The organism is Exiguobacterium sp. 8A (assembly GCF_902506275.1).
Classification (GTDB): Bacteria; Bacillota; Bacilli; order Exiguobacteriales; family Exiguobacteriaceae; genus Exiguobacterium; species Exiguobacterium profundum.
In genome coordinates this window covers 1,338,593-1,350,760 of record NZ_LR733630.1, presented here as the reverse complement: position 1 = coordinate 1,350,760, position 12,168 = coordinate 1,338,593, and the positions used below count along the sequence as shown (strand labels likewise).

Genomic DNA, 12,168 nt, shown 5'->3' with positions numbered 1-12,168 from the left:
GGGATAAAATGGACCGTTTAGTCACATTACGCACCCTTGATGGTCAGGAGTTTCTTCTGAACTCGTTTCAAACTTTCGAGCATGAAGTAGATTTTGATCTTGATGTGATTTACTTCGAGATTCTCGAGACGGATATTGACGTCGAGGGAATCACTCATTTACGTGCACAGAACTTGATTGAGTTTGAAGGTATTGAATATGTCATCATAAGTGTTACAGACGCTTCAATCGGAGAGCGGTATCGTCGTCGTATTGTTGCCCATCGAAGGTTTTATGCTGATATATATAAGGATTGGGTACTCGAAACCATCTCAGGTACATTCGATATCTTGACCCTTATGTCATTCATCTTCCAAGGGACTGACTACCGAGTTGAGGTTCAAGGTGATTTCGACACCATTACGACTGAAAACTTCGGAAATCAGCGGCGATCCGCTCTTTTCTCAAGTGCTTTACAGCGATTCGGCGCCGAGTTCCAATTAGAAGAAAGGCGAACCGGGAACTGGGTTGTTCTCAAGAATATCATCGGAGACGATGGGGCAAAGCAGTATCGCTATAAGTACAACCTGAAGAGCACCCGTAGAGAGGAAAATACAGAGGCGTTATTTACCTACATCAAAGGATTTGGAAAGCCGATCGAGGACGAGGATGGAAATGTCGTTGGTTACGAAGTGACTGATGAATATATTAGTCCACTCGTCGCAGAAAGGGGCTATCCACTCATCGAGCATGAACCGTATTTTAACGACAACATCACTCAACCTGAGACGCTCCGTAGAAAGCTCGTTGAAAAATTGAATGCATCACAGCCTGAACTCATCATAGAGGTTGATGCCGTCGATATCGCAGATGATGAAACGGTATCACTTGGAGATCGCGTATTTGTGATTTACGAGACGATGCCTGATTTTGACTACTACACACGCGTCTCTTCCATTCGTCGTTCATACGATTATCGAAGAATGATTTTTCGAACACAGGTGACGTTGGCGAACATCAGGCGTGAAATAACAGACACCATCAGTACATTGTCGATTCAAGAACAATCTGTCTCAACTGTCGTCGATCCAGACGGGAACATCAAGCTCCCACCATCAATCAACGGTTCCTCGACGGCAATCAACGAGGCGAAAAAGCAACTTGTGTTCGATGATGGGATTCGTGGTGTGAACGGTTCACAGGTGGTTCGATTCGAGCGAAACGGGATCACGACGAGTCAGAACGGTGGCGCCTCGTTCACACCGGCGGTCACGGGTGCCGGGCTCAACTTGGCGAACTCGTATGGCTCGTTGGCACAGGCACGGGTCGTGAACCTCGAATCTGATTTGACTGATATCAACAATGGGCTGACCACGCTGACTGACGATTTGAATAGCTTGGACGGCCGTGTCGTCACCTTGGAGGGGTATCTTCCCTCGGGTAGAGGTGACACGCTGAGTCGGCCGATACTAGGACCCACAGACGATGGGTTCTTTTATTTTGACCGCGATTTGTTGAAGATGATCGTCTGGAACGGTGTTGCTTGGACGAATATGGACGGTACCACACTATAAAGGGGTGAATTTTATGTCATTGAAACTACAGAACCTCGAGGCGCTGACTAAGCCTCTCGATATCCCAAACTATCAGAAGTTCAACTTTGGACGAACGGATTCGTTGCATAACTTTATCTATTTGGATGAGCGGATCACGAACCTGATTGCTGGTGTTCCGCAACCATCCGAGGTGGTCGACGCCCGGATTGATTACAACGGCAACACATGGCCGACATTATCCGATCGAATCAACCAAGACTTGCAGACAGTGTATGACACGATTGGTGATTTGGATGACTTTGGTCCAGACCCGCGTACACTTGTTGATTCGATTCGTGATCGTGGAATCAACGTTCGCGATTACGGGGCGACTGGTGATGGAAATACGGATGACACAGCGGCATTTCAAACAGCGATTGACGATGCAATCAATCTTCAAGTGCCAGTATTCATACCAGGTGGAGTGTATCTGTTAGATCATCTCAACTTGCAACAGGGACTCGTCATCATAGGTGCCGGGTTCTTCTTCACACGTTTGATTCACACAGGTACAGGTACGTTCGTACGAAATAATACAGGCATATCAATCGGACAGGTGCAAATTGAGGGCGTCAACCTCGTTATGAACGGAGGGACGACAGTAGGTTTGTCGCTGTCGAAGGTGTTCTTGAGCATTTTTCAGCGTCTTCGTATTGATGGGGGAGGTAGTACTGGTGACGCTATCCTGTGCTCGGATGGAAACGTAGGCTCCACTTTCTACAACCGTTTCTTCCAAATTGCAGTTAACGGCGCAAACAAAGCGCTAAATCGAGCATTTGCGTTCGAGACGAGCGCAAACAGTAATAGTGTCGTCTCTTGTCGAGTCGTCGCCTGCCAAGTTGGCGTCGGAGTCGATACCTTTTACACGAACCACAACACCGTTTCAGACTGCGCATTCGAGGTCGTTGATATCGGCGTACGTCTGACTGGGGCGACCGGATGTTTGATTCAAGGGAACCGGTTTGAAAATCCTCCACCTACAGCGTCAGGGGTTGGTGTCCAACAATTATTGGCAGACAGCGGGATATTCATCGGTAATCACGTGATTGGTAATTTTTACACAAACATGGCTGTACAAATAGACAATCAACTCGAACAGTTCGATATCGGTACGGAATTAGATTATGGCGGCCGTTTTCGAGCGAAGTTCTTCAACCAGATTACTGGGGGTGGCTGGCTAACTTCGATGGACATGAGGAATTTTGCAATTTTGAATGCTGCCTATGTGAACCATCAGGTCAGAACAGCGGCACCGGGTGCAGCGACAACTGGATCGATTGCATATGCAAATGGATTAGATGGAGGATGGCGTCCAAAGGGAGACATCGAAGGACCATTTGTCCGTAAGGCGAACGGTCGTTGGGAATCGCTACTCGATGACTATCGAAATTCGCCTCCAGTTGAAGGAACATGGGAGCGCGGCGATATCATCTATCATCGTTCTCCAAGCACAGCGACTGCAACGAATTTCCTCGGTTGGGTTTGCGTCACGTCAGGCGCACCGGGTGTCTGGAAGCGATATGGAGTAGGGCAAATCGAAGCATAAAGGAGTGAAGGTGATGGCGATCATCACGAACAAGACATTGAACAACGGACTTTTTTTACAAGGAGTCTATGGACGGATCGATACGATATCGGGATATAAGGGAGGACTCGACTTCTCTCTCAACTTCTACGTGTCACGAGATCATTTCATCCAAGGGAAAGGCTACATTCACCAAGAAATGCATCATTTCATCCCGGACGTGGGCAACCGTTCGGAGAATTTCATCCGGCAAGGATATTTATATTTAAAAACGTTGGAGGAATACGAACGAGCGGACGACGTTTGGGAAGAAGGACAGTTCTAAATCTAATTCGAGGAAGGGTATTATTAGGAGTAGTATGTTTAGAAAAATCTACGATTATGTCGAATTGAAGTTTAGCAACATGTAAACAACAATTTTTATCTTGAACCCAACTCATTAGAATTCTCCTCTCACTATCGAAAGTTAATCACGTAATTAAAATTATAGATGTTAAAGGAGTGAAAATCTATGGTAAGCGAATCTCTACGGGAACAAATCATTAATCGCTATCGAGACGCACTTGAAGAGTGGACTTGGTCACCACGTGATGCAGACGATGTCGAGAATGAAGTGGAGCAATTCGAAAAGTTATTACTAAACTATAAAACCGAAGAAGCATAACGGGGGTGAACAGATGCCGGACATGGCAAGGATGCAACAAAAGGTGGAAGATTTAGAAGAGAAAGTGAACGAGCTCAAATCGATGTTGAGCCAAGCGAGCAAGACGAGCCACGACGATGACTTACGGTTGCACGAACGGATCGACGAAGTGGAGGGGCGTGTCCGTGCAGTCGAACAAGAAGTTCGCGAAGTCGTGCTGAAAATCCCGAGCAACATGAAGGACTTGGAACGAAATATCCTAAAAAAGATGGACTCCGACCAGGTCGACCAATTGAAGAGCGTGCTCAAATCCTATCGGAGCATCGTGGCCAAACTGGGCTGGGCGATCATCGGGATCGTCAGCTCGGTCATCACGGCGCTCATCTTATCGTATCTGAGCCTCAACTGAGGGTGAACGGAGACAACGGAAGGAGGTGATCAGATTTGGACTGGTTCATCAAAGGATTGGGATGCCTCGTGTGGGGATGCAAGAAGACCTCACGGAGCATGGACACGGAAGTACCGCAGGACCAAGAGACGTTGCGCGAACAACTCGTCGCATCGCTCATCGCACAAGCAGAGTCAGAGGGGGACAAACACCCCGAGAAGGCATGGGATGCGTTCTCGAAAGACATCCGCAACCGATTGAAACAAGCAGGATAAACAAAGGGACCCGTGTGGTCCCTTTCTATTTTGGAAGGAGGAATTGGTATGGCTGAGAAAGCGATCCTCCCGTTGAACCGAGCCCGGTTGACGGCGGGGTACAAGAACGCGGCGTATCGGAAACGAATGGGATTTACCCATTACGGCGTGGACATGGCCGATCTGACACGCAAGGACATGTCGGTGTATGCCCCGTTCGCGATGAAGATCGTCGCAGTGGGGAACGATGACCTGATGGGCCGAACGATCATCGGGGTCAGCGAGAACCCGGTCGAGGTACACCACGGACCGAAGAAAGGCGCACATCGTCTCGTCGTCCGGATGGCGCATCTGGACAAGGTGTTCGTCAAGAAGGGGGACGTCGTCAAACCGGAAGGGAAGAAGATCGCGAACTACGGATCGACAGGGAAGTACGGAAACTCGCCCCATCTGCATATCGAGATCGACACGGACGTCAAGTTCCCGACCCATTCACCGACACTTGCGAGTTCCTCGAACATCTGGAAGGCCGGGGCAGACACGACGATCAACCCGATGGACGTGTTCAAGGTCGACCAGAAGGGCGAGCGTGGGATGAAGCAATCCTTCTCTCACGCGAACGCCTCAGGAGACTGGCTGAAGACGGACGACAAGACGACGCTGAACCTGCAGGGGAAAGTCATCAAATCGAAGGGGGTATAAATCATGGACGTGTTCACAACGACCGTGTTATTCGCGGCGACCGTTTTGGCGGCGGTGACGATGGGGATGGTACAAGTCATCAAGACGATCGGGAAGGTGCCGGCGAACTATATCCCGGCGGTCGCGGCCGTCGTGGGGATCCTACTCGGCCTCATCTCGTTCCCGTTCACGGATCTGGACGTCTACTCACGTGGATGGGCGGGCTTGATCGCAGGTCTTGCATCGACCGGTCTCTATGAGTTCACACAGGACCGGAGAAATCGAGCCAAATGAAAAAGAGACGGCTTCCCGTCTCTGATAATTGATTTCATGTACAATAAAGTTACTGGGCATGTGGAGACGGTGGCGTGGTTGGAGAAAGTAGAATAAGATGAATGTATCATGCCTTCGATTGAATCAATCGGGGGCTTTTTGTGCAAACAGTCGAAAGGAGAGTCGGAGATGAGGAAAATCATTGTTCTGGAACACCTGTCGTTAGACGGTGTGATTCAAGCACCAGGTGGGAGAGAAGAAGATTTGAGTGGGGATTTCATGCATGGGGGATGGACGGAACCTTTTTCGAGCCAAGAGCTCGGGATTTGGATTCGGACGCAAATGCATAGTGAGTTTGATTTGTTGCTCGGTCGAAAGACATATGACCAATGGGCGAGTTACTGGCCGAACCACGATGACGTCTGGCCGGAAGCCAATCGGGCGATGAAGTATGTGGTCACGCGGCAGTCAATGGATACAAGATGGGAAGCGACTACGTTTTTGACAGAACCGGTCGAAGTATTGAAGCGACTCAAACAAGAAGAGGGACCCGATTTACACGTCTGGGGAAGCGGTGAACTCGTGCACACGCTACTCGCAAACAATCTCATCGATGAATACCGATTGATCGTATATCCTATCATTATCGGTTCAGGCAAACGACTTTTCCCGGACGGCAACATCTTGCCACTGCAACTCGACGTGATCGAGCAACAGCTGATGCCGAACGGGGTCCATGTTGTTCGGTATGGGCGCCTTCAATCGGAAGGGGGGAAGATATGAGAATCGAGCAACACCTCGAAATGACCGTATCAGAATCGATGGATAAGGAGCTAACTGAGCTATTACGACATGCGTTTCCCTCAATTTATCCGAATCGCCGCTACTTCAAGCAATTACCCCATTTCCGACTCATCGCGTATGAAGACGAACGGATCATTGGACAAGTCGGGTTAGACTTTCGTGTGATGAATATGAACGGGGAATCGATTCACGTGCTCGGCATCATCGATCTGTGTGTCCGGGAAGAAGTTCGGGGACGTGGGGTCGGACGGGCACTGATGGAAAAAGTCATTGCTCTTGGGGAAACGTACCCCATCGATTTTCTTCTGTTATTCGCAGACCGACCAGACCTCTACGAACGCATCGGGTTTCACACGGTATCTAACACATGCACGTGGCTTCAAATCGATGACGAGAATCAGACGATACGAGGGATCGGGGAGGCGTCGTTTGAAGAATTGATGATTCGTCAGGTGGGAGACAAACGATGGAGCGACGGAACACTCGATTTGCTTGGATATTTATACTAGGGGGATATCGATGAATCTTGAACAGGTGACAAAAATGTATGAGACGTATGCACAAAAAATCGCGGACCGAAAACAAGTGTATGAAACGATTGCTGATACTTTTGACGTGAAGCAGGCGCTCTATCCGGGGAGTCACGTCGACGTCGCCCCTTCCCTCGTCATCCCTCATGTCATCTATGTCGACAGTTTCAAAGGGACGATTCGTTTCTTCAAGCAAATTGAAACGGTACAGGAGCTGATGGATCAACGAAAGGAATATGATGAGCCGTGTACGATTGAATTTTTTGGTCAGGACTATACGCAGCCGCTCGACATCGAACCCGTTGACTTGATCATCTCGCAATATGCGGGGTTTGTCGGTCAGGCGACGAAACAATATTTGAAGCCGCGTGGCATCTTGCTCTGTAACGATAGCCATGGAGATGCGACGTTGGCGCGATTCGATGAAACGTTCGAGCTGATTGGGGTCATGGGAAGTACAAATGAACTCATTCAGACGGGGCTCGACGATTATTTCCGATTGCCGAAAGGGAAAGACGTCGATGTAGCCGAAGTGAAGAAGACGATGAAAGGTCCAATGTATACGAAGTCAGTTGAGAATTATGTGTTTCAAAAAAGGAGGGATTGAATGAAGCAATATACGATTCGAACTCGTAACGTTCCGCTTTCCCTGCATGACGCGGTCATCACGGAAGCGACATTTATGGGTTCGACAATCCGTCTCGTTTTTGCGGATGGCATCCGTGACTTGTTCAAGAAGGAAGCGGTATGGACGGGACGTGCCGTCGTGACAATCTCGAACGTAGACCGGGATTCTTCGTCGCTCGTCCGCTTCGGTGAATCGTCTTATTCGGTATGTCCGATCGAACAATTGGGTCAGTTTGTTAAAATGGGGCGCTTCGAAATCATCGATGAACTGTACGGATATCGGCAACTATTGTTCCGCTGCATGTGGTTGACCGATACGATGTGTGAAGCGGTGGAGCTGAGTCTATCCCATTCAAGTGAGCTCGTCATCCGATGGGAAGACGAGCCGTCCGAAGCGATGTATGAATCTGAATCATTTTGAGGCAAGTGTGAGACCGACATGATCGGCGACCGCTCGCGCAACATCTTGTTTTGATAGGTGATCTGTTACAATTTTTTCTGCATGGATTTCAGATTGAAATGCGGACTGGCAGCGAACAATCTGCGCTTTCCCCCAAGAGTTGAACCATTCGAAACGTTTATTCAATCGTTTCACGAGCGTCTGTCGATGCGCTTCGAGGATCAAATGACGTACGTCGATCCCGTCCCGCTGAAGCCGACCGATGATTTCGTCTACATACGTTGCGTCCACCAATGTCATGGGAACGAGGATGACCCCATCGAAGGACGTGGCAATCTTCGACAACATCCGATAGTTGAACTCCCGCCATTCCGGATGGTGCTGAAAATCGGGCTGTTGAAGGCTTTTTGGCAATTGGTTCCGAATGAAAAAGCCGACTTGTTCCGGGTCATAGAGAAACGCGTTCGGCAACTGTTTCTCAAGTAGCTTGGCACAGGTTGTCTTGCCCGAGCCGAATGCACCGTTAATCCATATAATCATCAAAGTCCCCCCATTTTTCATCATGTCGTCTTGCAATTATAACGTATAGTTGAGTTTGCAGAATCCTATAGATTGACTAAAGGAGATTGAAACATGTTATCGATTGATGTATATGTTGTCCATGCTTTTTCAAAAGATGGAGAAGGAGGGAATGCGGCTGGGGTCGTATTACATGCAGATGCCTTAACCGAATTAGAAATGAAACAGATTGCGAAGAAGGTCGGTTACAGTGAGACTGCCTTCGTGAGTCAATCGCATCATGCGGAAGTCCGCGTCCGTTTTTTCACACCTGAAGAGGAAGTCGACCTCTGTGGTCATGCAACGATTGCAACGTTTCATGTATTGAAAGAACAAGGTCTACTTGGGAGTGGACGATTTACACAAGAGACGAGAGCTGGTGTGTTAGAGGTCGAGATCCGAAACGATTTGACTATTATGATGCAGCAGCGACTCCCAGAATTTTTACCCGTGATAAATCATCAAGAAATTGCTGATTCACTTAAGGTTCCGCTTGAGGTATTAGATGATCGTTTTCCGATTCTGATCGGTTTCACTGGACTCCAGGATATCCTGATTCCTATCAAATCGCTTACTGAACTATTGTCTATTCAACCGGACTTCGAAAAAGTGAAGGAAATCAGTCGACAATCTGACGTGGTTGGGTACCATCTTTTCACTCTTGAAACGATGGAGGATGGCATCGCCCATACACGAAATTTTGCGCCACTATATGGAATCGATGAAGAATCTGCCACTGGAACGTCGAACGGTGCGCTGGCTTGTTATCTGTTCGAGCAATCTCTTGTTTTGAAGAAGTCGTCTACGCTTGTCATGGAGCAAGGATATGGAATGAAACTTCCGTCAGAAATTTTGGTAGAACTAACTGTAGCAGGAGAAGAAATCTCACACGTCACAGTTGGAGGAAAGGCGACTACTCTGAGCGTACAACATCTTGATTTCTAGGAACTCAAAAGACGAGCCGCGGCTCGTCTTTTTCATGCTGTCTTAGGATTAGGAGATTCTATTTCTCGTAACGCATCGACTCGTTTGTATTCTTCAGTATCGGTCCACAGCTCGTCTTTCAACGGGTTGAGACGTCGTTTCATAATACGTGATACCTGCATGACGGCGAGCACGACGTTGAGGGCAAGACTGATGAGTGCGAGCGTCCAGTTCGCTGCCGGATTATACGAGACGCTCACGTTGAACGTACTGCCGACCGCAAAGAAGTAAGGGAAGGTCATGACCCACATCATCCAAATCGAGAGCGTTTGGGCACGGTTCTGCATCCATGTTCCTTTCGCCCAAAGGAGGGCAGGGATGGTCGCGGCAATGTTCAACGCAAATCCGGAATAAAATGCGTTACCTGGTGCACACGAATAGACGTAGGAGATGTTCCAAATCCCATATGCGATGATCCACAATTTCGTCTGGTCCGGCCAAATCATATCGACTCGCTTACCGGACGTCGCAAAGATGCCGAACCAGCCACAAATGGTGAGGATGTTCAAAATTCCGGCGAAGGCGTTGACGTAGTTCCACCCACCGGAGATGTAATTCATACCGTCGACGACTCCATCAAATCCCATGAAGCCGACTTGAAACTCCCGTATAACGGCCTCCATGATATTGATGGCAAGAATGGCCGGGACGAGTACTAAATACCAAGGATGTTTCTTATGGTAGTTCGTGAAGCGGATGACCATGTAGATGAGCGCGCCGGCGAGTGCCGAATACACCTTCACCCAATGGAACCACGACGTGATTTCCGAATCGACGACAAACAACCAGATTGGAGTCAGTGCGATCGGTAACGCCATGAACATAAGTTGGCTCGCCCGTTTACCAGAACGGACGAACTCGTTCAACCCCATCAGCAGTCCAAGGACGACGAACCACATGACAACGTTATACCAAGGCATTGATTCGAAGAAAAACATAACATGACACTCCTTTCGAAAATGAGATAATCAGAAATAAATGCAGTGACTAAACATACCGAACGTTCGTTATGTTTATGTGAAAAGTGTAACAAAGCATTGTAAACGCTGTCAATAGGATGTGGGAGCTCACATGGAAGTGTCGAAAGTTCGCCACATCATTATGGTATAATGAGCGTTGAAAACAGAGGAGGGTGCGAGATGATGATGAACGAAGGAAAGTTGAAAATCTTACAAGCTGCGCGTGAAATCATCGTCGAACAGGGCATCAAAGGCACGACGCTCCGAGGGATTGCGGAGCGGGCCGGATTCAGTACGGGTGCGATTTATCATTACTACACGTCCAAAGAGGCGATTCTATATGACGTGATGGACGAGGGGCTCGGTGAGGTAAAACGCATTGAGACCGTCTCCCATGACGATCGAAAGGAAGCGGCGGTGATTATCCAGGAAATCTATGAAGGTATGCAGGAACGCCTTCAAAAAGATGCGGAGAGCCGACTTCAATTTTATCTCGCCCACGAAGCGATGATTGGCAATGAGGACATCGAACAAAAGTTCAAAGAGAAATATGAAGACTGGATCACGCGCATTGAAGCAATCTTTGTACGGGCTTACGGAGTCGAGCAAGGGCCGATGACTCGGGCGGTCGCGACATGGACGATGGCCGGGATTGACGGGATGGTGCTGCAGACGCTACTTCGCACGGGAACGATTGAACCGGAATACACGAATCGTGTGCTTCATTACTTATTGACCGAAGGATTCCCGCACTTTTTTCAACTCATTCGCTCGAAAGAAACGGATCATGAGTAATGTCAGTTGATACAATCCGACGGACATAATAGAATAGATGAGTGATTTTGTTGGACTGTATGGATGAAAGGAACTGATTTTACGATGAAAGAAAACTTTTGGCGCGACCTTCCGCGTCCGTTCTTTATACTTGCCCCGATGGAAGATGTGACCGATGTCGTCTTCCGTCATGTCGTCGCCCACGCGGGACGCCCGGACGTCTTCTTCACAGAATTCGCGAACACGGACAGCTATTGCCATCCGGAAGGAAAAGGTAGCCTCCGTGGTCGTTTGACGTTCACTGAGGACGAACAGCCGATGGTCGCCCACATCTGGGGAGACAATCCGGAATATTTCCGTCAAATGAGTATCGGGATGGCCGAGATGGGCTATAAAGGACTCGATATCAATATGGGTTGCCCGGTCCCGAACGTGGCGAAACGTGGAAAGGGGAGCGGTCTTATTCTCCGTCCGGAAGTTGCAGCTGAGCTCATTCAAGCAGCAAAAGCCGGTGGTCTCCCTGTCAGCGTCAAAACGCGTCTAGGTTTCGCGAAGCTCGATGAGTGGCGTGACTGGTTGACGCATCTCTTGAAACAAGACATCGCCAACTTGTCGATTCACTTGCGCACGCGCAATGAGATGAGTAAAGTCGACGCGCACTGGGAAATGATCCCGGACATCGTGAAGTTGCGGGACGAGATCGCCCCGGATACGCTCATCACCATCAACGGGGACATCCTCGACCGTCAAATGGGACTCGAGCTCGTTGAGAAATACGGGGTCGATGGTGTCATGATCGGTCGCGGGATTTTCAAGAACCCGTTCGCGTTCGAGAAAGAGCCTCGCGAACACTCGATGGAAGAACACCTTGATCTATTGCGTCTGCAACTGGACCTTCAGGATAAATTCCAAGAAGACGTGCCGCGTTCGATTTCGAACTTGCACCGTTTCTTCAAGATTTATGTCAAAGGATTCCGTGGGGCGAGCGAGCTACGCCATAACTTGATGGAAACGAAATCGACGGATGAGGTACGAGCGTTACTCGATGCCTTTGTCGAGAAATATCATGAAGAAGAGGCAGCACTCGCTGAGGCGGTTTCGACAGTCGAATAGTTTTTTGAAGGGGGTCAGTGAATACTGGGTCCCTTTTTTATATGAAAAATAGTAGATGACGATGAAACGTTTAATCTGGCT

17 protein-coding genes are annotated in these 12,168 nt (G+C 48.7%); 15 read left to right on the top strand and 2 right to left on the bottom strand.

Features of this window, described 5'->3' with window-relative positions; translation table 11 throughout:
- Positions 1–8 precede the first annotated feature (8 nt).
- The 12 genes from GVY42_RS06975 (at position 9) to GVY42_RS06920 (ending at position 7,720) form a co-directional block, all read left to right on the top strand.
- Positions 9–1,553 (top strand): phage tail protein, encoded by a 1,545-nt coding sequence (locus GVY42_RS06975; protein WP_159562723.1) that lies wholly within the window; start codon positions 9–11, stop codon positions 1,551–1,553.
- A gap of 13 nt (positions 1,554–1,566) precedes the next feature.
- Positions 1,567–3,120 (top strand): glycosyl hydrolase family 28-related protein, encoded by a 1,554-nt coding sequence (locus GVY42_RS06970; protein WP_159562722.1) that lies wholly within the window; start codon positions 1,567–1,569, stop codon positions 3,118–3,120.
- 13 nt (positions 3,121–3,133) lie between these two features.
- Positions 3,134–3,424, top strand: a complete 291-nt coding sequence (locus GVY42_RS06965) for a hypothetical protein (RefSeq protein ID WP_159562721.1) — start codon at positions 3,134–3,136, stop codon at positions 3,422–3,424.
- Positions 3,425–3,610: 186 nt separating this feature from the next.
- Positions 3,611–3,763, top strand: coding sequence for a hypothetical protein (locus GVY42_RS06960; protein ID WP_159562720.1), 153 nt, complete (start codon positions 3,611–3,613; stop codon positions 3,761–3,763).
- A 13-nt stretch (positions 3,764–3,776) separates the two neighbouring features.
- Entirely contained in the window at positions 3,777–4,151 is a 375-nt protein-coding gene (locus GVY42_RS06955) for a hypothetical protein (RefSeq protein WP_159562719.1), read from the top strand.
- Between the two features lie 35 nt (positions 4,152–4,186).
- Complete coding sequence (locus GVY42_RS06950) at positions 4,187–4,405, top strand: hypothetical protein (protein ID WP_159562718.1); 219 nt, start codon at positions 4,187–4,189, stop codon at positions 4,403–4,405.
- A gap of 48 nt (positions 4,406–4,453) precedes the next feature.
- Positions 4,454–5,086: a M23 family metallopeptidase gene (locus tag GVY42_RS06945; protein ID WP_159562717.1), complete on the top strand. Its 633-nt coding sequence runs from the start codon at positions 4,454–4,456 to the stop codon at positions 5,084–5,086.
- Between the two features lie 3 nt (positions 5,087–5,089).
- Positions 5,090–5,359 (top strand): holin, encoded by a 270-nt coding sequence (locus tag GVY42_RS06940; RefSeq protein ID WP_159562716.1) that lies wholly within the window; start codon positions 5,090–5,092, stop codon positions 5,357–5,359.
- 168 nt (positions 5,360–5,527) lie between these two features.
- Positions 5,528–6,121: a dihydrofolate reductase family protein gene (locus GVY42_RS06935; protein WP_159562715.1), complete on the top strand. Its 594-nt coding sequence runs from the start codon at positions 5,528–5,530 to the stop codon at positions 6,119–6,121.
- A complete protein-coding gene (locus tag GVY42_RS06930) occupies positions 6,118–6,651 on the top strand; it encodes a GNAT family N-acetyltransferase (protein ID WP_159562714.1) in 534 nt (177 codons plus the stop codon). The genes GVY42_RS06935 and GVY42_RS06930 overlap by 4 nt, the downstream gene beginning before the upstream one ends.
- A gap of 10 nt (positions 6,652–6,661) precedes the next feature.
- Complete coding sequence (locus GVY42_RS06925; protein WP_159562713.1) at positions 6,662–7,279, top strand: hypothetical protein; 618 nt, start codon at positions 6,662–6,664, stop codon at positions 7,277–7,279.
- Positions 7,280–7,720: a hypothetical protein gene (locus GVY42_RS06920; RefSeq protein WP_074036127.1), complete on the top strand. Its 441-nt coding sequence runs from the start codon at positions 7,280–7,282 to the stop codon at positions 7,718–7,720.
- On the opposite strand, the gene GVY42_RS06915 is transcribed toward GVY42_RS06920, so the two are convergent.
- Positions 7,712–8,239, bottom strand: a complete 528-nt coding sequence (locus GVY42_RS06915; RefSeq protein ID WP_074036128.1) for an AAA family ATPase — start codon at positions 8,237–8,239, stop codon at positions 7,712–7,714. The two genes, GVY42_RS06920 and GVY42_RS06915, sit on opposite strands and share 9 nt — an antisense overlap.
- Before the next feature lie 93 nt (positions 8,240–8,332).
- Between GVY42_RS06915 and GVY42_RS06910 the strand changes: the two genes are divergently transcribed.
- Positions 8,333–9,202, top strand: a complete 870-nt coding sequence (locus GVY42_RS06910; RefSeq protein WP_159562712.1) for a PhzF family phenazine biosynthesis protein — start codon at positions 8,333–8,335, stop codon at positions 9,200–9,202.
- A 32-nt stretch (positions 9,203–9,234) separates the two neighbouring features.
- Here the strand turns inward: GVY42_RS06910 and GVY42_RS06905 are convergent, their stop codons facing one another.
- On the bottom strand, positions 9,235–10,179 hold the full coding sequence (locus GVY42_RS06905; RefSeq protein ID WP_159562711.1) for a DUF5692 family protein: 945 nt from the start codon (positions 10,177–10,179) through the stop codon (positions 9,235–9,237).
- Positions 10,180–10,380: 201 nt separating this feature from the next.
- Between GVY42_RS06905 and GVY42_RS06900 the strand changes: the two genes are divergently transcribed.
- Complete coding sequence (locus GVY42_RS06900; RefSeq protein WP_159562710.1) at positions 10,381–10,995, top strand: TetR/AcrR family transcriptional regulator; 615 nt, start codon at positions 10,381–10,383, stop codon at positions 10,993–10,995.
- Positions 10,996–11,079: 84 nt separating this feature from the next.
- On the top strand, positions 11,080–12,087 hold the full coding sequence (locus tag GVY42_RS06895; RefSeq protein WP_371729715.1) for a tRNA dihydrouridine synthase: 1,008 nt from the start codon (positions 11,080–11,082) through the stop codon (positions 12,085–12,087).
- The last annotated feature ends 81 nt before the right edge of the window (positions 12,088–12,168 follow it).

What these genes read in the sequence shown, in the direction of transcription:
- GVY42_RS06975 (WP_159562723.1), top strand. Translation starts at nt 9, where the DNA reads ATGGACCGTTTAGTCACATTACGCACCCTTGATGGTCAGGAGTTTCTT.
- GVY42_RS06970 (WP_159562722.1), top strand. Translation starts at nt 1,567, where the DNA reads ATGTCATTGAAACTACAGAACCTCGAGGCGCTGACTAAGCCTCTCGAT.
- GVY42_RS06965 (WP_159562721.1), top strand. Translation starts at nt 3,134, where the DNA reads ATGGCGATCATCACGAACAAGACATTGAACAACGGACTTTTTTTACAA.
- GVY42_RS06960 (WP_159562720.1), top strand. Translation starts at nt 3,611, where the DNA reads ATGGTAAGCGAATCTCTACGGGAACAAATCATTAATCGCTATCGAGAC.
- GVY42_RS06955 (WP_159562719.1), top strand. Translation starts at nt 3,777, where the DNA reads ATGCCGGACATGGCAAGGATGCAACAAAAGGTGGAAGATTTAGAAGAG.
- GVY42_RS06945 (WP_159562717.1), top strand. Translation starts at nt 4,454, where the DNA reads ATGGCTGAGAAAGCGATCCTCCCGTTGAACCGAGCCCGGTTGACGGCG.
- GVY42_RS06940 (WP_159562716.1), top strand. Translation starts at nt 5,090, where the DNA reads ATGGACGTGTTCACAACGACCGTGTTATTCGCGGCGACCGTTTTGGCG.
- GVY42_RS06935 (WP_159562715.1), top strand. Translation starts at nt 5,528, where the DNA reads ATGAGGAAAATCATTGTTCTGGAACACCTGTCGTTAGACGGTGTGATT.
- GVY42_RS06930 (WP_159562714.1), top strand. Translation starts at nt 6,118, where the DNA reads ATGAGAATCGAGCAACACCTCGAAATGACCGTATCAGAATCGATGGAT.
- GVY42_RS06925 (WP_159562713.1), top strand. Translation starts at nt 6,662, where the DNA reads ATGAATCTTGAACAGGTGACAAAAATGTATGAGACGTATGCACAAAAA.
- GVY42_RS06920 (WP_074036127.1), top strand. Translation starts at nt 7,280, where the DNA reads ATGAAGCAATATACGATTCGAACTCGTAACGTTCCGCTTTCCCTGCAT.
- GVY42_RS06915 (WP_074036128.1), bottom strand. Translation starts at nt 8,239, where the DNA reads ATGATTATATGGATTAACGGTGCATTCGGCTCGGGCAAGACAACCTGT.
- GVY42_RS06910 (WP_159562712.1), top strand. Translation starts at nt 8,333, where the DNA reads ATGTTATCGATTGATGTATATGTTGTCCATGCTTTTTCAAAAGATGGA.
- GVY42_RS06905 (WP_159562711.1), bottom strand. Translation starts at nt 10,179, where the DNA reads ATGTTTTTCTTCGAATCAATGCCTTGGTATAACGTTGTCATGTGGTTC.
- GVY42_RS06900 (WP_159562710.1), top strand. Translation starts at nt 10,381, where the DNA reads ATGATGATGAACGAAGGAAAGTTGAAAATCTTACAAGCTGCGCGTGAA.
- GVY42_RS06895 (WP_371729715.1), top strand. Translation starts at nt 11,080, where the DNA reads ATGAAAGAAAACTTTTGGCGCGACCTTCCGCGTCCGTTCTTTATACTT.